This is a genomic window from Kitasatospora sp. NPDC048545 (assembly GCF_040651155.1).
In the GTDB taxonomy this organism is placed as follows: domain Bacteria; phylum Actinomycetota; class Actinomycetes; order Streptomycetales; family Streptomycetaceae; genus Kitasatospora.
On sequence record NZ_JBEZIQ010000076.1, the window covers coordinates 1,570 to 28,363 of the forward strand.

The window sequence follows — 26,794 nt, forward strand, 5'->3', positions numbered from 1 at the left end:
TCAGTCCTGGGCGTGGTCGGGGTCGTTGCGCAGGGCGGCCTGCACCAGGTCGTCCAGGTCCATCGCGTCGATCGCGTCGGTGCCGTCGGGTTCCTGGGCGGGCGAACCGTCGGCGAGCCTCAGCAGCGCGTCCAGCACGCCGCTGCGCCGCAGGCGGTCCAGCGGAACGGACTCGACGAGCGCCCGCAGGCGGGCGCGCTCGGGGTCCGAGCCGTCCGTTCCGGCCCCGCCGTCGCCCTCGAACAGCAGGCCGAGCAGGTGCTCGGCGAGCTCGGTCGGGCTCGGGTGGTCGAAGACCAGCGTCGGGGACAGGTCGAGGCCGGTGGCGGCGCCGAGCCGGTTGCGCAGCTCGATCGCGCCGAGCGAGTCGAACCCGAGGTCGCGGAAGGCCTTCTCGGGGCCGACGGCCTCGGTGCCGGGCAGTCCGAGCACCTCGGCCGCGCGGCCGCGCACCAGCCCGAGGAGGGCGGCGGAGCGGCGGGCCGGACTGAGCGCGGCCAGTTCGGCCCGCAGCTCGCGGCCGTTGGCGTTGTCCCCACCCGGACCCTGCGGGTCGGCGTAGCCGGGGAGGTCGGCGAGCAGTCGGCTCGGGCGGACGGCGGTGAAGGCCCGGACGAAGCGGTCCGGGTCGACGTCGGCGACCAGCGTGGTCGGCGCGGTGTCGAGGACGGCACGGCGCAGCGCGGCGACCGCGACGGCCGGGTCGAGCGGCCGGATGCCGGTGCGGCGGGCGGCCTCTCCGGCCCGGGCGTCGGCGGCCATCCCGCCGCCGGCCCAGGCGCCCCACGAGAGGGACGTGGCAACGAGTCCGTCGGCGCGGCGGCGTTCGGCGAGGGCGTCGAGGACGGCGTTGGCGGCCGCGTAGTTGCCCTGGCCGGGGTTGCCGACGGCCGCGGAGGCGGAGGAGAACAGGGCGAACACGGCGAGGTCGTGGTCCCTGGTCAGCTCGTCGAGCAGGAGGGCCGAGGTGGCCTTGGCGCGGTAGACGTCCTCGAAGCGGTCGGGGGTGAGGCCGTCGATGACGCCGTCGTCGAGCACGCCGGCGGCGTGGACGACGGCCGTCAGCGGGTGCTCGGCGGGCACGGCGGCCAGGACGGCGGCCAGCGCCTCCCGGTCGGCCGCGTCGCAGGCCGCGAGGGTGACGGTCGCTCCGGCCGCGGTGAGTTCCCGGCGGAGCTCGGTCGCTCCGGAGGCGTCCGGGCCGCGGCGACTCAGCAGCACGAGGTGCCGGGCCCCGGCGGCGGCGAGGCTGCGGGCGACCTCGCCACCGAGTGCCCCGGTGCCGCCGGTGATCAGGACGGTGCCGGTCGGGTCCCAGCTCGTCGGGTCGCTCGCGGACCCGCCCGGTGTGGCGGCCAGGCGGCGGACGAGGACGCCGGTGGGCCGGACGGCCAGTTGGTCCTCCCCGTCCGGGTCGGCGAGGACGGCGGCCAGGAGGGTGCCCGCGCGCCGGTCGACGGTGGCGGGCAGGTCGATCAGGCCGCCCCAGCGCTGTGGGAGTTCGAGCGCCGCCACTCGGCCGAGGCCCCAGACGGCTGCCTGGGGCAGGCCGGTGACGCGGTCGCCGGGGGCGGCCGCGACGGCGTCGCGGGTGAGGCCCCACAGGGGTGCGCCGATCCGGGCGTCGCCGAGGGCCTGTACCAGGACGGCGGTGCGGACGAGCCCGGCGGGGACGCTGCCGTCCGCCGACTCGTCGAGCGCCAGGAGGGACACCACACCGGTGATCTCCTCGGCCGGGCAGGGGAGTTCGGCGAGCTGCTTGGCGAGGCCGGCGCGGTCGGTGTCGGCCTCGACGGTCAGCCGGACGGCGTCCGGGCCGAGCACGGCGAGGACGGCGTCCGTCCAGGCCGCGTCGACGTGTCCGGACGGCAGGACGGCGAGCCACGTGCCGGCCGGGGCGCCGGAGCGCGCCCGGTCGAGCGGCTTCCAGACGATCCGCCGGCGACGGGCGTCCACGGCAGTCTGCTCCTCGCGCCGGTCGTGCCAGTCTCGCAGCGCCGGGAGCACCTGGCCGAGGGCGTCGCCGTCGACGTCCAGGGTGCCGGCGAGCGCGTCGAAGGACGCGGTGCGCAGCGCCGTCCAGAACTCCTCGTCCGGGGACGCGGCCGAGGCGAACGACTGTTCGGGCCAGTAGCGCTGCCGCTGGAACGGGTAGGTGGGCAGGTCGACCCGCTGGGCGCCGGTGCCGGCGAAGACCGCGGACCAGTCCGGCGCGAGCCCGTCGGTGTGCAGGCGGGCGACGGCGACGAGCAGGGTCGTGCGCTCGTCGCGGCCGTGGCGCAACGCCGTGGCGGTGACCACGGGTCGGGCCGGGTCGGCGTCCTCCCTGGTGTCGGCCTGGACGAGGGCGGACAGCACGCCGTCCGGGCCGAGTTCGAGGTGGCGGCGCACACCGCGGGCGGTGAGGGCAGCGACGCCGTCGGCGAAGCGGACGGCCTCGCGGACGTGGCGCACCCAGTACGCCGCCCCGGTGTCACCGGTGACGACGTCGCCGGTCAGGTTGGACACGAGCGGGATGCGCGGGGCGGCGTAGGCGATGCCCCGGGCGGTCCGCTCGAAGTCGTCGAGCATGGCGTCCATGTGTACGGAGTGAAACGCATGGCTCACCCGCAAACGCCTAGTCCTGCGTCCGTCGGCGGCGAATCCGGCGGCGATGCGTTCGACGGCGTCGGCGTCTCCGGACAGGACGACGGCGCGCGGGCCGTTGACGGCGGCGATCGAGACGCCGTCCGTCAGCAGCGGCAGCACCTCCGCCTCCGTCGCCTCGACGGACACCATCGCTCCCCCACCGGGGAGTTCGGACATCAGCCGGGCCCGGGCCGCGACCAGCGTGCAGGCGTCCTCCAGCGAGAACACCCCCGCCACGTGCGCCGCCGCGATCTCACCGATCGAGTGGCCCATGACGAAGTCCGGGCTCAGGCCCCACGACTCCACCAGCCGGAACAGTGCCACCTCCAGCGCGAACAACGCCGGCTGCGCATACCCCGTGTCGTCCAGCAGAGCCGCCTGAGCCGAACCCTCCTCCGCGAACAGCACCGGGCGCAGCGGCCCGGCCAGCCGTCCCTCGAAGCCAGCGAGGACGGCGTCCAGCGCATCGGCGAAGACGGGGTACGCCGCGTACAGCTCCCGCCCGGCGCCGGGGCGCTGCGAGCCCTGGCCGGGGAAGAGGAAGGCGGTCTTCCCGCCCAGGGCCGCGCCCTGGACCAGGTTGGGCGCGGCCTGCCCGTCGGCGAGGGCGCGCAGGCCCTGTGCCAGCTCGTCGCGGTCGGCGGCGAGCACGGCGGCGCGGTGGTCGAGCAGCGTGCGGGTGGTGGCCAGCGAGTGGCCGAGATCGCGGACCGTCAGCTCCGTGTCCGCGGCGAGGCGGCCGAGCATCAGGTCGGCCTGCTCGCGCAGCGCTCCCGGCGTCGCGGCGGAGAGCGGGACGGGCAGCGGCCGGTCGTCCGGACGCGCTTCGACGGGCTCGGCCGCGGGCGGCGCCTCGACGATCACGTGGGCGTTGGTCCCGCTCGCGCCGAAGGCGGAGACGCCCGCCCGGCGGGGGCGGCCGGTGGCAGGCCAGGCGGTCTCCTCGGTGAGGAGCTCGACGGCGCCGGCCGCCCAGTCGACGTGCCGGGAGGGCGCGTCGAGGTGGAGGGTGCGCGGCAGCAGGCCGTGCCGCATGGCGAGGACCATCTTGATCACGCCGGCCACGCCGGAGGCGGCCTGGGTGTGGCCCAGGTTGGACTTCAGCGCGCCGATGAGGACAGGCCGTTCACGGTCCTGGCCGTAGGTGGCGAGGAGCGCCTGGGCCTCGATCGGGTCACCGAGCGTCGTGCCCGTGCCGTGCGCCTCGACGGCGTCGACCTCCGCGGGTGCCAGGCCCGCGTTGGCAAGGGCGCGCCGGATGACGCGCTGCTGGGACGGGCCGTTGGGCGCGGTGATGCCGTTCGACGCGCCGTCCTGGTTGGTCGCGGAGCCGCGCAGGACGGCGAGCACCCGGTGGCCGCGGCGCTCGGCGTCCGACAGCCGCTCGACCACCAGGACGCCGACGCCCTCGGACCACGCGGTGCCGTCGGCGGCGTCGGAGAAGGTGCGGCAGCAGCCGCCCGGGGACAGCGCCCCCATCTCGCCGAACTCGACGAACCCCACCGGGCTCGACATCACCGTCACGCCGCCCGCCAGGGCCAGCGAGCACTCGCCGGCGCGCAGCGCCTGGGCGGCCAGGTGCAGGGCCACCAGGGAGGACGAGCACGCGGTGTCCACGCTGACCGAGGGGCCCTCCAGCCCGAGGGTGTAGGAGAGCCGGCCGGAGAGCAGGCTCGCGGACTGCGCGGTCTCGACGTGACCGAGCTGGCCGATGGCCGGCCGGTAGTCGCCGCTGCCGCCGCCGACGAACACGCCGGTGTCGCCGCCGCGCAGGCCCGCCGGGTCGATCCCGGCTCGTTCCAGCGCTTCCCACGCGGTCTCCAGCAGCAGGCGCTGCTGCGGGTCGACGACCATCGCCTCGCGCGGGGAGACCCCGAAGAAGGCGGCGTCGAACTCGCCCGCGTCGTACAGGAACCCGCCCTGCTGGGTGACGCTGCGCCCGCGCCCGTCGCGGTCGCCGTGGGCGAGCCGGTCGAGGTCCCAGCCGCGGTCCGCCGGGAACGGGCCGATCGCGTCGGCGCCCTCCCGCAGGAGCCGCCACAGGTCCTCGGGCGAGCGGACGCCACCCGGGTAGCGGCAGCCCATGCCAACGATCACGATCGGGTCGTCGGTGTCGGCCACGGCGCCCGAACGCTCCACCTCCTGGGCCTCGTCGAAGAGTTCGACGCGCAGGTGGGCGGCGAGGGCGGCCGGGGTCGGGTAGTCGAACACGAGGGTCGCGGGCAGGCGCAGGCCGGTCGCGGTGTCGAGCCGGTTGCGCAGGTCGACGGCGGTCAGCGAGTCGAAGCCGAGGTCCTTGAACGGGTGCCCGGACGGCACGTCGTCGGCGTCGGCGTGGCCGAGCACGGCGGCCGACTCGGCCCGGACGATCGCCAGCAGAGCATCGGTGCGCTCGGTGGCCGACCGCTCGCGCAGGCCGGCGCGCAGCGCGTCGGCCCGGTCGGAGCCGCCGACACTCGCGGCGGTCTCGCTGACGGCCGGGCGGGCCTCGGGCAGGTCGGCGAAGAGCCGGCTGGGCCGGGCCTCGGCGAAGGCGGGCGCGAAGCGCTCCCATGCCACGTCGGTGACCGTGACGGCGGGGCCGTCGAGGGCGGCGGCGAGGGCCGTCAGGGCGCGGTCGGGCGACATCGGCGGCAGCCCGTTGGCCCGCAGGTGCGCGGCCAGCGAGTCGGGCGTACTACCCGCCCAGGCACCCCACGAGACGGCGGTACCGGCCCGCCCGGCGGCACGACGGCCCTGGGCGAGGGCGTCGAGGAGCGCACTGGCGGCGGCCTCGTCGGCCCGCCCCTTCACGCCCCAGGTGCCGGTGATCGACCCGAACAGCACGTAGGCATCGAGCTGCCGGTCCGCGATCGCCTCGTCGAGCGCCCTGAGGTCGGCGAGCAGCCCGGCGAGGTGGTCGGCAGGCTTGCCGGCCCGGCCCGTGTAGAGGACGGCGGAGAGCTCGGGGAGCCCGAGGACGGAGGCGACGGCCTCCGGGTCGCCGGGCGTGCCGATGACGAGCGTCAGCTCGGCGCCGTGCTCGGCGAGCTCGGCGCGCAGGCGGTCGACGACCTGGCCGTCGACGCCGGTGAGCAGCACCACCTGCCGGGCGCCCGCGTGGGCCAGCCAGCGGGCGGTGGGGGCCGCGTGGCCCTGCGCGTCGCCGACCACCAGGACCGTTCCGCGCGGGGTCCACGGGCGTGCGGTGTCGGCCGTCGTGGCGCGCACGAGGCGGCGGGCGAAGGCTCCGGCGGGGCGCAGCGCCAGCTGGTCCTCGCCGTCCCCGGCCGTCAGCAGGGCGCGCAGACGGGCCGACGTGCGGGCGTCGGGTGCCTCGGGCAGGTCGATCAACCCGCCCCAGCGCTGCGGGTGTTCGAGGGCGGCCACCCGGCCGATGCCCCAGACGGCCGCCTGCACGGCGTCCTGCGGGGCCTCGGTGTCGCCGACGGCGACGGCACCGCGGGTGAGGCACCACAGTGGGGCCTCGACGCCTGCCTCGCCCAGGGCGGCGAGCAGGAGGTCCGGCCGGGCGAGCCCGGTGGGCAGGCCCTCGGAGGCGGCGAGCAGGGACACCACGCCGGTGACCGGCGCGGCGAACGGGGCCGGGTCCACAGCATCGTCCCCGTCGACCGCCACGCGCACGACGTTCGCGCCGAGGGCCGCGAGCACTGCGGACGTCCAGGCGTCGTCGTCCCGCTCGGCCGGGACGAGGGCGAGCCAGGTGCCCGGCAGGGTGTCCGGGCCGGTGGGGGCGGCGTACGGCTTCCAGACGGCGCGGTAGCGCAGCCGGTCGGCGTCGCTGCGCTCGGTCCGGCGGCGGCGCCACGCGGACAGGGCGGGGAGCAGCGCAGTCAGCGACGTGTCGTCGTCGAGGCCCAGGGTCGTGCCGAGGGCGGCGGTGTCGGCGCGCTCGACGGCGGACCAGAACGCGGCGTCCGCCGGGTCGCCGACGGCGACGGTCTCGGGTGCGCGCTCGGGCCAGTACAGCTCGCGCTGGAACGGGTAGGTGGGCAGGTCGACGCCCGCGGCGCCGGTGTCGGCGAGCAGTGCGGTCCAGTCGACCGGCACGCCGGCGACGTGAAGCCGGGCGAGGGCGGTGACGAGCGTCCGCTCCTCGGGCCGGTCGCGGCGGCAGGCCGGTTCGGCGACGAGGTCGCGGTCGCCGGTGGAGCGCTGGGCGAGCGCGGCGAGGACGCCGTCGGGGCCCAGCTCCAGGAAGGCGGTGGCACCCGCGTCCGCCAGTGCCCGGACGCCGTCGGCGAAGCGGACGGTCTCGCGGACGTGGCGCACCCAGTAGTCGGGCGACTCGACACCGTCGGCCAGGGTTCCGGTCAGGTTGGAGATCAGCGGGATCGACGGCGCCCCGTACACGAGCCCGTCGAGGACGGCCCGGAAGTCGTCCAGCATCGGGTCCATCAGCGGCGAGTGGAAGGCGTGGGAGACGCGCAGGCGCGTGGTGCGCCGGTCGGCGAAGTGCGCCTCGATCGCCGCGACGGCTTCGGCGTCACCCGAAACCACCACGGACGTGGGCCCGTTCACCGCCGCGATCGACACCGCCCCGCCCAGCTGCGGCAGGACTTCGTCCTCCGTCGCCTCCACGGCGAGCATCGCGCCGCCCTCCGGCAGCGCCTGCATCAGCCGGCCACGGGCGGCGACCAGCGTGCACGCGTCCTCCAGCGAGAACACTCCCGCCAGATGAGCCGCCGCCACCTCGCCGATCGAGTGCCCGGCCACGAACTCGGGCCGCACGCCGAGCGATTCGACGAGCCGGAACAGCGCCACCTCGACGGCGAACAACCCCGCCTGGGCGTACTCCGTCCGGTTCAGCAGTTCCTCGTCCGTGCCCCACACGACGTCCCGCAGTGGTCGGTCCAGCAGCTGGTCCAGTCGCGCGCAGACGCCGTCGAAGGCCTCGGCGAACACCGGGAAGCGGTCGTACAACTCCTGGCCCATGCCGAGTCGTTGCGAGCCCTGCCCGGAGAACAGGAACGCCGTCGAGCGCTCGGCGGCGACGCCGCGCGCGACCTCGGCGCCGTCCAGCAGCACCGCCCGGTGCCCGAGCGAGGCCCGGCCGACTGCCAGCGAGTGGGCGACGTCCAGCGCGGACGGCCCGTCCACCTCGGCCAGGCGCGCGAGCGAAGCGTCCAGCGCGGCCTCCGACCTGGCGGAGACCACCCACGGCGCCGCGTCTGCGCGCAGCACCGGACCGGCCGGCTCCACGGCCGAAGGCGCCTGCTCCAGCAGGACGTGCGCGTTGGTGCCGCTGACGCCGAAGGCGGAGACGCCCGCCCGGCGCGGGCGGCCGGTCTCCGGCCAGTCGCGGGCCTCCGTCAGGAGCTCCACGGCGCCGGCCGTCCAGTCGACGTGCCGGGAGGGCGCGTCGACGTGCAGCGACTTCGGCAGTTCCCCGTGCCGCATCGCGAGCACCGTCTTGATCACACCGGCGGCGCCCGCGGCGGCCTGGGTGTGGCCGAGGTTGGACTTCACCGAGCCGAGTAGCAGCGGCCGTTCGCGCTCCCGCCCGTACGCGGCCAGCAGGGCGTGCGCCTCGATCGGGTCGCCGAGGGCGGTGCCGGTGCCGTGCGCCTCGACGGCGTCGACCTCGGCGGCGGTCAGGCCCGCGTCGGCCAGCGCCGCGCGGATCACCCGCTGCTGGGCCCGGCCGTTGGGGGCCGTCAGCCCGTTCGAGGCGCCGTCCTGGTTGACGGCGCTGCCGCGCACGACCGCGAGCACCGGGTGCCCGAGCCGGCGGGCGTCCGAGAGCCGCTCCAGGACGAGCACGCCCGCGCCCTCGGACCACGCGGTGCCGTCGGCGGCGTCGGCGAAGGGCTTGCAGCGGCCGTCGGCGGCGAGGCCGCCCTGCGCGGTGAACTCGACGAAGGCGTCCGGGCTGGACATCACCGAGGCGCCGCCGGCCAGGGCCAGCGAGCACTCCCCGGCGCGCAGCGCGCGGGCGGCCAGGTGGAGCGAGACGAGGGCGGAGGAGCAGGCGGTGTCGACGGTGACGGCGGGTCCCTCCAGGCCGAGGGTGTAGGAGAGGCGGCCGGACAGGACGCTCGCCGTGTTGCCGGTGGCGGCGTGGCCGCGGACGTCGGCGGTGCCGCGGCGCAGCACGGTCAGGTAGTCCTGGCCGTTGGTGCCGACGAAGACGCCGGTGTCGCTGCCGCGCAGGCGGTCGGGGGCGATGCCGGAGCGCTCCAGGGCCTCCCAGGAGGTCTCCAGGAGGAGGCGCTGCTGGGGGTCCATGGCGAGGGCTTCGCGGGGCGAGATGCCGAAGAAGCGGGCGTCGAAGCGGCCGACGCCGTCGAGGAAGCCGCCGTGGAGGGTGGCGGAGCCGCCGCGGCCGAGGGTGTCGAGGTCCCAGCCGCGGTCGGCGGGGAACGGGCGGATGGCGTCGGCGCCGTCGCCGAGCAGCTGCCAGAGGTCCTCCGGCGACTCGATGCCACCGGGAAAGCGGCAGGCCATGCCGACGATCACGATTGGGTCGTCCGCGACGTCCCGCAGGGCCGGGCCCCGGTCGGGTTCGGGCAGGGTGCCGAGGAGTTCACCGAGGAGGTGGGCGGCCAGGTCGGCCGGGGTCGGGTGGTCGTAGACCAGGGTGGCGGGCAGGGTCAGGCCGGTGGCGGCGGTGAGGGCGTTGCGCAGTTCGACGGTGGTGAGGGAGTCCATGCCGAGGTCGGTGAAAGCCTGGTCGGCGCCGACGCGCTCGCCGCCCGGGTGGCCCAGGACGGCCGCGACGCGGGTGCGCACGAAGTCGAGTACGAACCGCTCCCGGGCCCGCTCGGAGAGCTCGGCCAGGCGCTGACGCAGTCCGGACTCCGGGGCGGACGCCACCGGCCGGCCGACCGGTCCGGCCAGCTGGGCGATCAGCGGGACGGGCCGCTGCGCGGTGAACACGGCGGCGAAGCGCTGCCAGTCGATGTCGGCGACGGTGAGCGCGGTGTCGTCGTGGTCGAGCGCGTGCCCGAGGGCGGCCAGGGCGCGCTGCGGCACCATCGGGGTGTAGCCACCCCGACGCACCCGCTGCTCGACGCCGCTGCCGGCCCCGGCCATGCCGTCGCCGGCCCATGGGCCCCAGGCGATCGCGGTGGCCGGGCGGCCGTCGGCGCGCCGCCGTTCGGCGAGGGCGTCGAGGAAGGCGTTGGCGGCCGCGTAGTTGGCCTGTCCGGCCGCGCCGATGGTGCCGGCGGTGGAGGTGAACAGGACGAAGGCGGCGAGGTCGGCGTCGCGGGTCAGCTCGTCGAGGTGGAGCGCGGCATCGACCTTGGGGCGGAGCACCTCGGCGAACCGCTCGGCGGTCAGGGTGTCGAGGGTGCCGTCGGCGACGACGCCGGCGGTGTGGAACACGGCGGTGAGCGGCTGATCGGCGGGCACCGTGGCGAGGACGGCCGCGAGGGCGTCCCGGTCTGCGACGTCGCAGGCGGCCAGGGTGACGTCGGCGCCCAGGGCGGCGAGGTCCGCGCGCAGCTGCTCGGCGCCAGGGGCGTCCGCGCCGCTGCGGCTGACCAGCAGCAGGTGCGCGGCGCCCTGGGCGGCGAGGCGGCGGGCGAGCTGCCCACCGAGTCCGCCGGTGCCGCCGGTGATCAGGACGGTGCCGGTGGGCGAGTACGGCCGGGCGGCCGGGCGCTCGCCCAGCGGGTGATCCAGCGGGTGATCCAGCGGGTGCCGCACGAGGCGCCGGGCGAAGGTGCCGGAGGCGCGGACGGCAAGCTGGTCCTCGCCGTCGGTGGGGGCGAGCGCGGCGGCCAGGCGGCGCAGCGCGGCGTCGTCCAGCTGCTCCGGCAGGTCGATCAGCCCGCCCCAGCGGGTGGGCAGTTCGAGGGCGGCGGAGCGGCCGAGGCCCCAGACGGCGGCCTGCCGGGGGTCGGCGGGCCGGTCGGAGCGGCCGGTGGCGACGGCCCCGCGGGTGAGGCACCACAGCGGGGCGGTGATGTCCGCGTCGCCGAGAGCCTGGACGGCGGCGACGGTGGCCGCGAGCGGCTCGTCGCCGAGCGCGAGCAGGGACAGGACGCCGGTGAACTCACTTTCTTCCGCGGTCACCTCACGGAGCTGTGAAGCGAGTGCGGCCCGGTCGCCGACGACTCGGAGGGTCACCGCGTCGACGAGCCCGTCCGCCCAGCTCGCGTCGTCCGAGGCGAGCACCAGCCAGCGGCCGGACGGCCGGGCCGCAACAGCGCCCCTCGCGTCGAGCGGCGTCCAGGCGGCGCGGTAGCGCCAGGCGTCCACGGTCGAGCGTTCACGCCGGGCGCGGCGCCAGGTGGACAGGGCGGCCACGGCGTCCCGGTCGAGGTCGAGCCCGCTGCCGAGCGTGCCGAGGTCGCCGCGGTCGACGGCGGCCCAGAACTCGGCATCCACGGGGTCGGATCCCACCGACGGGACGGACCGCCCCTCCGGCCAGTAACGCTCCCGCTGGAACGGGTACGTGGGCAGGTCGGCGCGGCGGGCGCCGGTGCCGGCGAAGACGGCCGTCCAGTCGGGACGCACGCCCTGAACGAACAGCCGGGCCAGCGCGGCCGTCAGGGTCGGGACGCCGGGCCGGCCGCGCCGCAGTGCGGGCACGCCGGCCACGCGGGCGCCGTCTCCGAGGGTGCTGCGGGCGGCGGCGGTCAGGACGCCGTCCGGGCCGAGTTCGAGGAAGGCGGCGGCGCCGTGGCCGGCGAGGGCGCGGACGGCGTCGGCGAAGCGGACGGTGTCGCGCACCTGCCGGGCCCAGTACGCGGGCGCGGCGAGCTCGTCGGCGGTGGCAGGCGCGCCGGTGACCGTGGAGATCAGCGGGATCGCCGGGGCGTCGTAAGTGAGCGTGGCGGCGACGCGGGTGTAGGCGTCGAGCATCGGCTCCATGAGCGGCGAGTGGAAGGCGTGCGACACGCGCAGCCGCTTGGTGCGCCGCCCCTGGGCTTCGAACTGCCCGGCGATGCACAGGACTTCGCTCTCGTCGCCCGCGAGGACCACCGAAGTGGGCCCGTTGACGGCGGCGATCGAGACGCCGTCCGTCAGCAGCGGCAGCACCTCCGCCTCCGTCGCCTCGACGGACACCATCGCTCCCCCACCGGGGAGTTCGGACATCAGCCGGGCCCGAGCCGCAACCAGCGTGCACGCGTCCTCCAGCGAGAACACCCCCGCCACGTGCGCCGCCGCGATCTCACCGATCGAATGCCCGACCACGACATCCGGGCGCAGACCCCACGACTCCACCAACCGGAACAGCGCCACCTCCAGCGCGAACAACGCCGGCTGCGCATAACCCGTGTCGTCCAGCAGAGCCGCCTGAGCCGAACCCTCCTCCGCGAACAGGACGTCCCGGACGGGCCGTTCGTCTGCCAGGTCGAATCGGGCCAGGACGGCGTCGAGCGCCTCCGCGTACACCGGGTACCGGTCGTACAGCTCCCTGCCCATGGCCGGGTACTGGCTGCCCTGGCCGGTGAACAGGAAGGCCAGGCCGCCGCCAGCCGCCCGGCCGGTGACGAGGGCTGCATCCGGCTGGCCGTCCCGCAGGGCGGCGAGGGCGCGCCGCAGCTCGGCGCGGCCGCCGGTGGTGACGGCGGCGCGCCGGTCGAGGGCGGTGCGGGTGGTGGCGAGGGAGAACGCCAGGTCGGCGAGCGGCAGTTCGGGCCGCTCGTCGAGCGCGGTCAGCAGCCGCTCGGCCTGGGCGCGCAGGGCCTCGTCGGTACGGGCGGACAGCGTGAACGGCACGGTGTCGCCGTCCGTCGGCGCAGCGGCCACGACAGCGGCCGGCGCCTGTTCCAGGATCACGTGTGCGTTGGTGCCGCTGAGCCCGAAGGAGGAGACGGCGGCCCGGCGAGGACGCCCGGTCTCGGGCCAGTCGCGCGCCTCGGCGAGGAGCTCGATGGCGCCCTCCGTCCAGTCGACGTGCGTGGACGGCCGGTCGATGTGCAGGCTGGCCGGGAGAACCCCGTTCTGCATGGCGAGCACGGTCTTGATGACGCCGGCCACGCCGGAGGCCATCTGGGTGTGGCCGATGTTGGACTTCACCGAGCCGAGCAGCAGCGGCAGCTCGCGCTCCCGGCCGTAGGTCGCGAGCAGCGCCTGCGCCTCGATCGGGTCGCCGAGCTTGGTGCCGGTGCCGTGGCCCTCGACGGCGTCGACCTCGCCCGGGGCGAGCCGGGCGCCGGCGAGTGCGGCGCGGATCACGCGCTGCTGCGCGGGCCCGTTGGGGGCGGTGAGCCCGTTGGAGGCGCCGTCCTGGTTGACGGCGGAGCCACGCAGGACGGCGAGCACCGGGTGGCCGAGCCGCTCGGCGTCGGAGAGCCGCTCGACCAGGACGAGGCCGACGCCCTCGGCGAGGCTCATGCCGTCGGCGGCCTCGGCGTAGGCCTTGCAGCGGCCGTCGACGGCCATCGCGCGCTGGCGGCTGAAGCCGACGAACGCGTTGGGCGTGGCCATCACGCTGACACCGCCGGCCAGGGCGAGGGAGCTCTCCCCGTTGCGCAGCGACTGGCAGGCCAGGTGCAGGGCGACGAGCGAGGACGAGCACGCGGTGTCGAGCGTGACGGCCGGGCCCTCGAAGCCGAAGGTGTAGGAGAGCCGGCCGGACAGGACGCTGGGGATGGTGCCGGTGACGAGGTGCCCCTCGGCGCCGTCCTGGGCGGAGTCGCCGGGGCTGTAGTCCTGGTAGCTGGCGCCGATGAAGGTACCGGTGAGGCTGCCGCGCAGGGCGGACGGGTCGAGGCCGGCGCGCTCCATCGCCTCCCAGGCCGTCTCCAGGAGGAGGCGCTGCTGCGGGTCCATGGCGAGGGCCTCGCGCGGGGAGATGCCGAAGAACGCGGCGTCGAAGTCGGCGACGCCCTGCAGGAAGCCGCCGCGCACCGAGTACGTGCGGCCGGGCGCGTCCGGGTCCGGGTCGTACAGCCCCTCGGTGTCCCAGCCGCGGTCCGCCGGGAACTCGGTGATTGCGTCGCCGCCCGAGGTGACGAGCCGCCACAGGTCCTCGGGCGAGGCGATCCCGCCGGGGTAGCGGCAGCTCATTCCGATGATCGCGATCGGCTCGTCCGGTGCGACGCTCACCATCGTGGCGGCGGGGCCGCCGACGGCACCCGCGATCTTCTCGCGCAGGTGGCGCACCAGGGCGAGCGGGTTCGGGTGGTCGAACACGAGGGTGCTGGGCAGCGTGAGACCGGTCGCGGCGGTCAGCCGGTTGCGCAGGTCGACTGCGGTCAGCGAGTCGAAGCCGACGTCGCGGAAGGCCCGCTGCTCGGACAGGACCTCGGGCGAGGCGTGGCCGAGCGTGGTGGCCGCCTCGGCGCGGACCAGGTCCAGCAGCCGGCGCTCCTGCTCGGCGGCCGGCAGGGCGCGCAGCCGGGCCGCGAACTCGCCGTCCCCGGCCGGGCGTTCGGCGGTCTCGGCGAGCCGGCGCACCTCGGGGACGTCCTCGAACAGCGCGGTCGGGCGGCCGGAGGTGAAGACCGGGTGGTAGCGCTCCCAGTCGACGTCGGCGATCGCGAGCACCTGCTCGTCGGCGTCCAGGGCCTGGCGCAGCCCGTCCAGCGCGAGCGACGGGTCCATGAAGACCAGGCCGCTGCGGCGGATCTGGCCGGGGTCGACCCGGCCGAGCTTCAGGTCGTCGGCCCAGATGCCCCAGGAGATCGCGGTCGCCCGGCCGCCGCGGGCGCGGCGGTGCTCGGCGAGCGCGTTGAGGTAGGCGTTGCCCGCGACGTAGGCCGCGTGCCGACCGCTGCCCCACAGGCCGGCGGTGGAGGAGTACAGCACGAAGGCGTCGAGCTGGTCGTCGGGCAGGAGCTCGTCGAGGTGGCGGGCGCCTACGGTCTTGGCGTGCAGGACCTTGGCGAACGCCTCGGGGGTGGTCTCCTCGACGGACAGCAGCTCGATGACGGCGGCGGTGTGCACGACCGTGCGCACCTGGTGGCCGGCGGCGGCGAGTTCGGCGAGCATCCGCTCGACGGCGTCGCGGTCGGTGAGGTCGCAGGCCAGCATCGCGGCCTCGCAGCCCGCGGCGGCGAGTTCGGCGAGGAGGTCGGCGGCGCCGGGCGCGGCGGGGCCGCGGCGGCTGGTGAGCACGATCCGCTCGGCGCCCTCGGCGGCGAGCCGGCGGGCCAGGTGCGGGGCCAGGGTGCCGGTGCCGCCGGTGATCAGGACGGTGCCGCGCAGCGGCCGGGTCTCAGCACGGGTGACGGCATTGGCACGCACGATGCGGCGGGCGAAGGCGCCGGAGGGGCGGATCGCCACCTGGTCCTCGTCGCGGGCGGCCAGCACGGCGGCCAGCCGCTCGCCGCCGCGCCGGTCGAGCACGTCCGGCAGGTCGACGATGCCGCCGAAGCGCTGCGGGTGCTCCAGGGCGGCCGTCCAGCCGAGGCCGTGGACCTGTGCCTGGACCGGGTTGGCGACCCGGTCGGTGCGCCCGGCGGCGACGGCGCCGCGGGTGAGGCACCACAGCGGGGCATCCTGGCCGGTGTCGCCGAGGGCCTGGATCAGCGCGAGGGTGAGCGCGACGCCCTCGGGCAGGGCGGGGTGGCGCTCGCTCGGCCGCCCGGCGGTGGCGAGCAGGGAGACGATCCCGGCCAGGTCCCCGGAGGCGGAGTCGAGGAGGCCGGCGAGCCGCTGCCGGTCGGTGCAGGTGTCGTCCAGGACGAGCCGTTCGACCCGGGCGCCGTGCGCGGTCAGGGCCTCGGTGACGTCTTCGCCCTCGCGGTCCTCCGCGGTGACGAGCAGCCAGGTGCCGTCCAGGCGGGCGGGGGCGACGGAGAGCGGCTTCCAGGTCACTCGGTAGCGCCAGGAGTCGAGCGTCGAGCGCTCTCGCCGGCGGCGGTGCCAGTCGGACAGTGCGGGCAGCACCGGCGCGAGCGCATCGCTGTCGATGCGCAGCCGGGCGGCCAGCGCCTCGATGTCGGCCTCCTCGACGGCGCTCCAGAACTCGCCGTCCTCCGGTGCCCCGCCGGGGCGCGGCGCGACGGCCCACAGGTGCTCGTGCTGGAAGGCGTAGGTGGGCAACGGGACGCGGCGCCCGCCAGCCACCAGGGCGGACCAGTCGGCCCGTCCGCCGCGGACGAAGGCCTCGGCGAGTGAGGCGAGGAAGCGGTCGGTGCCGCCCTTGTCGCGGCGCAGGGTGCCGACGGCGGTGGCGCGGTCGCCGCGGTCCTCGGCGGTGGCCTCGATCGCCATGGTGAGCACGGTGTGCGGGCTGACCTCGACGAACAGGCCGTGGCCCTGGGCCAGCAGCTCCCGCACGGCCGGGTCGAAGCGCACGGGCCGCCGCAGGTTGCGGTACCAGTAGCCGGCGTCCATGGCGGTGGTGTCGAGCCAGTCGCCGGTGACGGTGGAGAAGAACGGCACCTGGGCGGCGCGAGGCCGCACGGGGGCGAGGGCTGTGAGCAGGTCGTCCCTGAGGAGTTCGACCTGGGCGGAGTGCGAGCCGTAGTCCACGCTGATCCGCCGGGCCCGCAGCCCCTCGGCCTCGAACTCGGCCATCAGCTCGTCGAGTTCACCGGCCGGACCGGCGACGACGACGGTCCGCGGGCCATTCACGGCGGCGACGGTCAGCCCGCCGCCGCGCAAGCGCAGCCGCTCCTCGACCTTGTCGGCCGACAGCGGCACGGAGATCATCCCGCCGGAGCCCGCCAGGACCCGGCCGATCAGCCGGCTGCGCAGCGCGGCCACACGGGCGCCGTCCTCCAGGGAGAGCGCCCCGGCGACGACGGCCGCGGCGATCTCGCCCTGGGAGTGGCCCACCACAGCGTCCGGGTGGATCCCGTGGGCGCGCCACAGCTCGGCGAGGGCCACCATGACGGCGAAGGTCGCGGGCTGGACGACGTCGACGCGGTCCAGCGCGGGCGCGCCCTCGGCCTGGCGCAGCACGTCGAGCAGCGACCAGTCGACGTGCGCGGACAGGGCCGCCGCGCACTCGGCGATGCGCTCGGCGAACACCGGCGACTCGTCGAGCAGGCGGGCGCCCATGCCGGCCCACTGCGCGCCCTGGCCGGGGAACACGAAGACCGTCCGACCGCCGTCCTCTGCGAGGCCGTGGACGGCGGTCGGCGCGGAGGCGCCGGTGGCGCCGGTGGCGAGCGCGGCGAGGCCCTCGCGCAGTTCGGCGGTGTCGGTGCCGAGCACGACGGCCCGGTGCTCGAACAGGGCGCGGGTGGTCAGCAGGGTGTGCCCGACGTCGCGCGGGCGCAGGTCCGGCTCGGCGTCGAGGTGGTCGACCAGGCGTGCGGCCTGGGCGCGCAGGGCGCCCGGCGTGCGGGCGGAGAGCACCCACGGCACGACGCCGTGCGGTGCCTCGGCGACCGGAGCCTCGACGGCGGCGGGTGCCTCTTCCAGCACGACGTGCGCGTTGGTGCCGCTGATGCCGAAGGAGGACACCGCGCAGCGGCGGGTCCGCTCGCCGGCCGGCCAGGGTGTGGGCTCGTTCAGCAGGCCGACGGTGCCCGGGGTCCAGTCGATGTGCGAGGACGGCTCGTCCGCGTGCAGGGTGGCCGGCAGCACGCCGTGGCGCAGCGCCTGGACCATCTTGATCACGCCTGCGACGCCGGCCGCCGACTGGGTGTGGCCGATGTTGGACTTGACGGATCCGAGCAGCAGCGGGCGCCGCGGGTCGCGGTCGCGGCCGTACGCGGCCTGGAGGGCCTGGGCCTCGATCGGGTCGCCGAGGGCGGTGCCGGTGCCGTGCGCCTCGATGGCGTCGACGTCGTCCGGCGTCAGGCCCGCGTTGGCGAGGGCCTGGCGGATGACGCGCTGCTGGGACGGCCCGTTGGGCGCGGTGAGCCCGTTGGAGGCGCCGTCCTGGTTGATCGCGGAGCCGCGGATGACGGCGAGCACCGGGTGGCCGTTGCGCTCGGCGTCGGAGAGCCGCTCCAGGACGACGACGCCGACGCCCTCGGCGAGGGTCATGCCGTCGGCGGCCTCGGAGAAGGCCTTGCAGCGGCCGTCGACGGCGAGCGCACGCTGGCGGCTGAAGGCGATGAAGGCGTTCGGGTTGGTCATGACGGTGGCGCCGCCGGCGAGCGCGAGGGAGCTCTCGCCGCCGCGCAGCGACTGGCAGGCCAGGTGCAGCGCGACGAGCGACGAGGAGCACGCCGTGTCGACGGTGACGGCCGGGCCCTCCAGTCCGAACAGGTAGGCGAGGCGGCCGGAGAGCACGCTCGGGCTGGTGCCGGTGACGGCGTGCCCGGCGGAGCTGTCGTCCATGCCGAGCCCGTACTCCTGGTACGTGGACCCGATGAAGGTACCGGTGGCGCTGCCGTGCACGGAGGTCGGGTCGATGCCCGCGGATTCGAGGGCCTCCCAGGTGGTCTCCAGCAGCAGGCGCTGCTGCGGGTCCATGGCGAGGGCCTCGCGCGGGGAGATGCCGAAGAACGCGGCGTCGAACTCCCCGGCCCCGTGCAGGAAGCCGCCCCGGGTGGAGTAGGTGCGGCCGGGCGTGTCCGGGTCGGGGTCGTGGAGTCCGGTGTCCCAGCCGCGGTTGTCCGGGAACTCGGAGATGGCGTCGGTGCCCTCGGCGACCAGCCGCCACAGCTGCTCGGGGGTGGCCGCGCCGCCGGGGAAGCGGCAGCCCATGCCGACGATGGCGATCGGCTCGTCCGGGTCGGCGGCGGCGACCGGGTGTGCCGTCACCTCCTGTGGTCCTTCGAGCAGTTCGCCACGCAGGAAGGCGGCCAGCGCGACCGGCGTCGGGTGGTCGAAGGCCATCGTGCTGGGCAGCGACAGGCCGGTCAGCACGGCGAGCCGCTTGCGCAGCTCGACGGCGGTGAGCGAGTCGAAGCCGGCGTCACGGAAGGCACGCTTGTCGGGCACCCCGTCGACGGAGGCGTGGCCGAGGACGGCGGCCGCCTCGCGGCGCACCAGGTCGACGAGCAACCGGTCCCGCTCGGCCTCGGGCAGGCCGCGCAGCCGGCGGACGAGGTCGGAGGCGGCGCCCGTGTCGGCCTTGGCGCCGCGGGCGAGGGCACGGACCTCGGGCAACTCGTCGAACAGGACGCTCGGCCGGGCAGCGGTGAAGACGGGGGCGTAGCGCTCCCAGTCGACGTCCGCGACGGTCACGGCGACGTCCTCGTGGACGATCGCGCGGCGCAGCTCGGTGAGCGCGGTCTCCGGGGCGAGGAAGCGCAGGCCCTGGCGGCGCAGCCCGTCCGAGACGGCCTCGTGGGCGGCCATGCCGGCGCCGGCCCACGGCCCCCAGGCGATCGAGGTGGCGGTCAGGCCGCGGGCGCGGCGGTTCTCGGCGAGGGCGTCGAGGTAGGCGTTGGCAGCGGCGTAGGCGCTCTGGCCGGCGCTGCCCCAGATACCGGCGACGGAGGAGAACAGGACGAAGAAGTCCAGGTCGTGGTCGGCGAGCAGGGCGTCGAGGTGGGCGGCGCCGTGGAGCTTGGCGGCGGTGAGGCCGTACAGGTCCTCCAGGGGTGTGTCGGTGAGCGGGGCGGCCTGGCCGACGCCGGCGGCGTGCACGACGCCGGTCAGCGGGTGCTCGGCGGGAATCGCGGCGAGGACGGCGGCGAGCGCGTCGCAGTCGGCGACGTCGCAGGCGACGACGGTCGCGGAGGCGCCGTGTTCGGCGAGTTCGGCGACGAGCTCGGCGGCGCCGGGGGCGTCCGGGCCACGGCGGCCGGTGAGCACGAGGTGCGGGGCGCCGCTGCGGGCCAGCCAGCGGGCTACCTCGGCGCCGAGCGCACCGGTGCCGCCGGTGACGAGGACGGTGCCGTCGGCGGTGAACTCCTCGGCACGGGGCAGCTCGTCGACGGCGTGCCGCACCAGGCGGCGGCCGTACGCGGCGGTGCCGCGCAGCGCGACCTGGTCCTCGCTGCCGCGGCCTGCCCCTCGCCCGCCACCACCCTTCTCGGGAAGCGCTTCGCGCTGCACCTCTTGACTGCCTGCGAGGAGGCCGACCAGGCCCTGCACGGTCGGCGCGTCCAGTACCGGCGGAAGGTCGACCAGCCCGCCCGGCGCCTGCGGGCGCTCCAGGGCGGCGACCCGGCCGAGGCCCCACGCGGCGGCCTGGACGGGGTTGGTGAGCGGGTCGGCGGGCCCGGTGGAGACGGCGCCGCGGGTGACCGTCCACAGCGGCGCGGCGGCGCGCAGGTCGCCGAGGGCCTGGGCGAGGACGGCGCCGTGTGCGATCCCCTCCGGCAGGCCGGGCCCGGGGGTCGGCCGGTCGGCGAGCGGGAGCAGCGACAGGATGCCCCTCAGGTCGCCGAACCCGGCGATGCGGGCGGCGAGTTCGGCGCGGTCCCGGCAGGCCTCGTCGAGCGCCAGCCGCTCCAGGCGGGCGCCATGGCCGCGCAGGGCGTCGAGGAGCTCGCTGTCGTCGACGGCGTCGGTGGTGACGACCAGCCAGGTGCCGTCCAGCACGGGCGCGGCCGCCGGGCGGACGGGCCGCCAGTGGACGCGGTAGCGGGCCGCGTCGAGCTGCGCCTTCTCTTGCCGGGTGCGGCGCCAGTCGGCGAGGGCGGGCAGGAGGGCGTAGAGGCCGGCGTGCTGTTCGTCGCGCAGGCCGAGCAGGTCGGCGAGTTCGGCGGCGCTGCCGCGCTCGACGGCGCCCCACAGGGCGGAGTCGCCGGGGGCGGCGGGCGACGGGTGGGCGGTGCCGGCCTCGGCCTCGGGCCAGTAGCGCTCGTGCTGGAACGCGTAGGTGGGCAGGTCGGTGCGGCGGGCGCCGGTGCCCGCGTACAGCGCGGCCCAGTCGAGGGCGTGGCCGCGCACGTGCAGCGCGGCCAGGGCCAGGGTGGCGGTCCGCTCCTCGGGACGCGCGGCGCGCAGCAGCGGGACGGCCGTCACGGCGGCGGCGTCCGCCAGGACGTCCTCGGCGAGGATCTCCTCGGTCAGCGCGGACAGCACGCTGTCGGGGCCGAGTTCGAGGAAGGTGGCGGCGCCGGCCGCGCGGGCGGTCCGGACGCCGTCGGCGAAGCGCACGGCCCGGCGGACGTGTTCGACCCAGTGGTCCGGGGAGCACAGCTCGGCCTCGGTGGCGAGCTCGCCGGTGGTGTCGGAGACGATCGGGACGGCCGGCGCGCGGAACTCCAGCTCGGCGACGGTGCGCCGGAACTCCTCCAGCATCGGGTCCATCAGCGGCGAGTGGAAGGCGTGCGAGACGCGCAGCCGCTTGGTCCGGCGGCCCTCGGCCGCGAACTCCCCGGCGATGCGCAGGACTTCGTCCTCCAGGCCGGAAACGACCACGGCCCGGGGCCCGTTGACGGCCGCGACGGAGACGCCGGGCGCCAGGCGTGGCAGCACCTCGTCCTCGGTGGCCTCGACGGAGACCATGGCGCCGCCCTCGGGAAGCGCGTCCATCAGCCGGGCCCGCGCGGCGACGAGCGCGCACGCGTCGGCGAGCGAGAGCACCCCGGCGCAGTGCGCGGCGGCGATCTCGCCGACGGAGTGGCCGAGCAGCACGTCGGGTCGCACGCCGAGCGAGGTGACCAGGCGGAACAGCGCGACCTCGACGGCGAAGATCGCGGGCTGCGCCCAGCCGGTGCGGTTCAGCAGCTCCTCGTCCTCGCCCCACAGCACGTCGCGCAGCGGGCGGTCCAGACGGGTGCCGAACTCGCGCAGCACCTCCTCCAGAGCCTCGGCGAACACCGGGAAGCGCTCGGCGAGTTCGCGTCCGGCGCCGAGGCGTTGGGCGCCCTGGCCGGCGAACAGCAGGGCGAGTTTGCCGGCGCCGGTCTCGCCCGCGACCAGGCCGGCAGCGGGCTCGCCCGCGGCGAGGGCGGTCAGGGCCGTGAGCAGTTCGTCACGGTCGCCGCCGACGGCCACGGCGCGGTGATCGAAGCCGGAGCGGGTCGTGGCGAGCGATATGCCAAGGTCGGCCGGGCTCGCGGCCGGGTCCGCGGTGGCGAAGGCGCGCAGGCGGGCGGCCTGGTGGCGCAGGGCGGCCTGGCTGCGGCCGGCCAGCGGCCAGAGCAGGACGGGCTCCGCTACGGCCGGAGTCCGGACGTGCACCGCCGCTGTGGGGGCCTGTTCGAGGATGACGTGGGCGTTGGTGCCGCTGAAACCGAACGACGACACGCCGGCCCGGCGCGGCCGGCCGGTGTCCGGCCAGTCCGCCTCCTCGGTCAGCAGTTCCACCGCGCCCGCGTCCCAGTCCACGTGGGAGGAGGGCTCGGCGGCGTGCAGGGTGCGGGGCACGATGCCATGCCGCATCGCCAGCACCGTCTTGATCACGCCCGCGACGCCCGCGGCGGCCTGGGTGTGGCCGAGGTTCGACTTCACCGAGCCGAGCAGCAGAGGGAGTTCGCGGTCCTGGCCGTAGGTGGCGAGCAGGGCCTGGGCCTCGATCGGGTCGCCCAGGGAGGTGCCGGTGCCGTGCGCCTCGACCACGTCGACGTCGGCCGTCGCGAGCCCGGCGGTCGCCAGGGCCTGACGAATGACGCGCTGCTGGGACGGCCCGTTCGGGGCGGTGAGCCCGTTGGAGGCGCCGTCCTGGTTGACGGCGGAGCCGCGCACGACGGCCAGCACCGGGTGCCCGTTGCGACGTGCGTCGGACAGGCGCTCCAGGGCGATCACGCCGACGCCCTCGGACCAGCCGACCCCGTCGGCCCGGTCGGAGAACGCCTTGCACCGCCCGTCCGGGGCGAGGCCGCGCTGGCGGGAGAACTCGATCAGCGAGGTCGGGGTGGACATCACCGTGACACCGCCGGCCAGCGCGAGCGTGCACTCGCCGGCGCGCAGCGCCTGCATGGCCCAGTGCATGGCGACGAGCGACGACGAGCACGCGGTGTCGACGGTGACGGCCGGGCCTTCCAGGCCGAGGGTGTAGGACACGCGGCCGGAGGCGATGCTGGGCGAGGTCCCGCTGCCCTGGTGGCCCTCGAACCGGCCCCCGGCGAGCAGCGCGGAGTAGTCGTTGTACATCACGCCGGCGAACACGCCGGTGCGGCTGCCGCGCAGCGACACCGGGTCGATCCCGGCCCGCTCGACCGCCTCCCAGCAGGCCTCCAGCAGCAGGCGCTGCTGGGCGTCGGTGGCCAGCGCCTCGCGCGGGCTCATGCCGAAGAAGCCCGGGTCGAAGTCGGCGGCCTCGTGCAGGAAGCCACCGAAGCGGGTGTAGCTGGTGCCGAGGTGGTCCGGGTCCGGGTGGTAGAGCGCGTCGACGTCCCAGCCGCGGTCGGTGGGCAGGCCGGAGATCGCGTCGGTGCCCTCGCGCACCAGGCGCCACAGGTCCTCGGGCGAGGCGACGCCGCCGGGGTAGCGGCAGCTCATGCCGACGATGACGATCGGGTCGTCGTCGGCCGCGGCCCGCACGGGGGCCGCGGCGGCGGGCGCCGGGGCGCCCGTGAGCCCCTCCAGGACGTGCCCGGCCAGGGCGGTGACGGTCGGGTAGTCGAACACGACGGTGGCCGAGGTGCGCAGGCCGGTGGCGGCGCTCAGCCGGTTGCGCAGCTCGACGGCGGTGAGCGAATCGAAGCCGAGGTCCTGGAACGGGCGGTGGGTGTCGACCTCGGACGGGTCGGCGTGCCGCAGCACGGCGGCCACCTGGCCGCGGACCAGCTCGACGACGGCCTCGGTGCGGCCGCGGTCGTCCAGCCCGGCCAGTCGGCGGGCGAGGGCGCCCGACGCCTCGGATGCCGTCACGGCGGCGCGCCGGGCGGGGGTGCGGATCAGGCCGCGCAGCAGTGGCGGCACCTCGCCCCGGGCGCGCAGCGCCGGGAGGTCGAGCCGGACGGGGAGGAGGACCGCCTCGGGGCGGGCGAGGGCGGCGTCGAACAGCGCGGTGCCGGCGGCCTCGGAGAGCGCCGGAGTGCCGAGTCGGGCCAGCCGGTCGAGGTCCGCGTCCGTCAGACCGTCGGTCATACCGCCGACCGGTGCCCACGGGCCCCAGCCGAGCGACTGCCCGGGGAGTCCGGCGGCGCGGCGGGTGCGCACGAGCGCGTCCGCGAAGGCGTTGCCGGCGGCGTAGTTGCCCTGGCCGGCCGCGCCGACCGTGCCGGAGAAGGACGAGAAGACGACGAAGGCGGCGAGGTCGAGCGCGCGGGTGGCCTGGTGCAGGTGCCACAGGCCGTCGGCCTTGGGCCGCAGCACGGCGGCGAGCCGTTCGGGGGTGAGTGACGCGATCACGCCGTCGTCGAGCACACCGGCGGCGTGCACCACGGCGGTCAGGGGGTGCTCGGCCGGCACGCCCGCGATCAGGCGCTCCACGGCGGCGCGGTCGGTGAGGTCGCAGGCCTCGACGGCGACGGCGGCTCCCAACCCGGAGAGCTGCGCCGCCAGGTCGGCGGCGCCCTCGGCTTCGGCGCCCCGGCGGCTCGCGAGCAGCAGACGCCGGACGCCGTGTTCGGCGACCAGGTGTCGGGCGAGGACGGCGCCGAGCCCACCGGTGCCGCCGGTGATCAGGACGGTCCCGTCCCGGCCCCACACGCTGTCGGTGGCTTCCACCGCAGCCGCCCGGGCCAGCCGGGCCGCGAGGACGTTGCCTCCGCGCACGGCCAGCTGCGGCTCGTCGCCGCCGAGCGCCCGCTCGGGCAGCGGGCCGCCGGCCGGGTCCAGGTCGACGAGCCCGAAGCGGCCCGGGTGCTCGGCCTGTGCGGAGCGCACCAGGCCCCAGACGGCGGCCGCCGCCGGGTCGGTGACCTCGTCGTCCGCGCCGGTGGCGACGGCGCCGCGGGTCACGAAGACCAGCCTGCCGTCGCGCGTGTCGTCGGCGAGCCACTCCTGGAGCCGGGCCAGGGCCCGGGCCGTCAAGGCGTGGGCCGAGCCGACCGGGTCGGCCGGGTCGCCCGCGAGCGGCACAAGCACCACCTCGGCAGGTCCCTCGCCCGTCGGCAGCGCGCCGAGGCCGAGCGGGTCCTCGCCCTGGACGGTCACCGAGGCGGGCGCCGATGTGCCGCCGCGCGGCCGGGACCAGCGCAGCTCGAACATCGCGTCCCGCACCGGCCCCCGGGTGGTAGCAGGGAGGCCCGGGAGCGCCCGCAGCAACAGCGAGCCGACCGAGGCGACCGGACCGCCCGCCGCGTCGGCGACCTCGACCGCCACCGCGTCGTCACCGGTCACGGAGAGCCGCACCCGCACCACCGACGCCCCGGTGGCGTGCAGGCTGACGTCCTGCCAGGAGAACGGCACCCCACCGAGCCCCAGGAACGCGGTGGCGTGCAGCGCGGCGTCCAGGAGCGCCGGGTGGATCCCGAACGCGCCCGCCTCGCCGCTCACGCCCTCGTCCAGCGCGACCTCGGCGAACACGTCCTCGCCGCGCCGCCAGGCCGCGCGCAGCCCGCGGAAGGCCGGGCCGTAGCGGAAGCCCGCCCCGGCCAGCCGCTCGTCCAGGCCGTCCAGGTCCAGCGGTTCGGCACCGGCCGGCGGCCACGCCGTGAACTCCTCGGTGGTGTCCGGGTGTTCACCTGCCGTGAGGACACCGTCGGCGTGCTGCGTCCACGGGGCGTCCTCGTCGCCCTCGGGGCGGGCGTAGACGCCCACGGTGCGCCGTCCGCTCGCGTCGGCCTGCCCGGCCCAGACCTGCACCTGCACGCCGCCTTGCTCGGGCAGCGCCAGCGGCGCGGTGAGCGTCAGTTCCTCTACGCGGTCGCAGCCGACCTCGTCGCCCGCGCGCACGGCGAGCTCCAGGAAGGCCGTACCGGGCAACAGCACGGTGCCGTCGACGGTGTGGTCGGCCAGCCACGGGTGGGTGCGCAGCGAGAGCCGGCCGGTCAGCAGCAGGCCGTCGGTGTTGGCGAGCGAGACTGCGGCGGCGAGCAGCGGGTGGTTGGCCGAGCCGAGCCCGGCGGCGCGGACGTCGCCGGTGCGGGCCAGCGCGGTCTTCGGCCAGTAGCGCCGGTGCTGGAACGCGTAGGTGGGCAGGTCGACGGGGCGGGCACCGGTGCCCGCGAAGTAGGCGTCCCAGCGCACCGGGACGCCCCGCACGTGCAGGCCGGCCAGGGCCTCGGTCAGCACCTCGGTCTCGTCGCGGCCGGGGCGCAGCGCGGCGAGGGCGCTGCGGCCGTCGCCGGCCGGCTCGTCCGGGCTGCCCTGGGCGAGTGCGGCGAGGGCGCCGTCCGGGCCGAGTTCGAGGAACAGCCCGGTGCCGTGGCCGCCGAGCCAGGCGACGGCGTCGGCGAAGCGGACGGCGCGGCGGGCCTGGTCGGCCCAGTAGTCGGCGGAGGTCAGCTGCTCGACGGTGGCGAGCGTGCCGGTGAGCGTCGAGACGACCGGGATCGTGGGCGCCTGCGGGTTCAATCCGGCGACGACGGCGCGGAACTCGTCGAGCATCGGGTCCATGAGGGGCGAGTGGAAGGCGTGCGAGACTCGCAACCACCGCACCTTGCGACCGAGTTCGGCGAAGTGCGCGGCGACGGCCTCGGCCGCCGTGGTCTCACCCGCGACGACCACGGCCTGCGGCCCGTTGACGGCGGCCAGCGACACGCGGTCGCCGAGCAGCGGGACGACCTCGGCCTCGCTCGCCTGCAGCGCGACCATGGCGCCACCGGTCGGCAGCGCCTGCATCAGCCGGGCCCGGGCGGCGACCAGCGCGCACGCGTCGGCGAGTGAGAACACCCCGGCGACGTGCGCGGCGGCGATCTCACCGACCGAGTGGCCGGCCAGGTAGTCCGGCCGCACGCCCCAGGACTCCAGCAGCCGGTACAGGGCGACCTCGACGGCGAACAGCGCGGGCTGGGCGTGGCCGGTGCGGTTCAGCAGTTCCTCGTCGGCGCCCCACAGCACTCCGCGCAGCGGCGAGTCCGGCCGCCCGTCGAGCTCGCCGAGCACCTCGTCCAGCGCGGTGGCGAACACCGGGAAGCGGGCGGCCAGTTGACGGCCCATGCCCAAGCGCTGCGAGCCCTGCCCGGCGAACAGGAAGGCGAGCTTGCCCCGGCCCTGGGTGCTGCCCAGCACCGCCCGGCCGTCGCCCTGCCCGTCCGCGAGCGCGGTCAGCGCGGCGGCGGCCTCGGCGCGGCCGGCGGCGGTGACCACGGCGCGGTGCTCCAGGGCCGCCCGGGTGGTGGCGAGCGCGTGGGCGAGGTCGGCGTCGGTGCCCTCGGCGTCCGTCCCCAGGAAGGCGACCAGCCGCTGCGCCTGGGCGCGCAGTGCCTCAGGGGTGCGGCCGGAGACCAGCCACGGCAGCGCGCCCGGCTCGGCCGCCTCGGCCGCGGGGATCTCCTCGGGCGCCGGAGCCTCCTCGATGATGGCGTGCGCGTTGGTGCCGCTGAGGCCGAAGGAGGAGACGCCTGCCCGGCGCGGCTCGGCGCCCTGCGGCCACGGCGTGGCCTCGGTGAGCAGCCGGACGGCG

At 76.6% G+C, this 26,794-nt stretch carries 1 protein-coding gene (cut by a window edge); it reads right to left on the bottom strand.

The genetic code is table 11. The features are described from left to right. Positions 1-26,794, bottom strand: the 3' portion of a protein-coding gene (locus tag AB0D10_RS41220) for a type I polyketide synthase (protein ID WP_360266598.1). It continues 1,223 nt past the right edge of the window; 26,794 of the gene's 28,017 nt are visible here — the last part of the coding sequence; its start codon lies off the right edge, out of view; its stop codon occupies positions 1-3.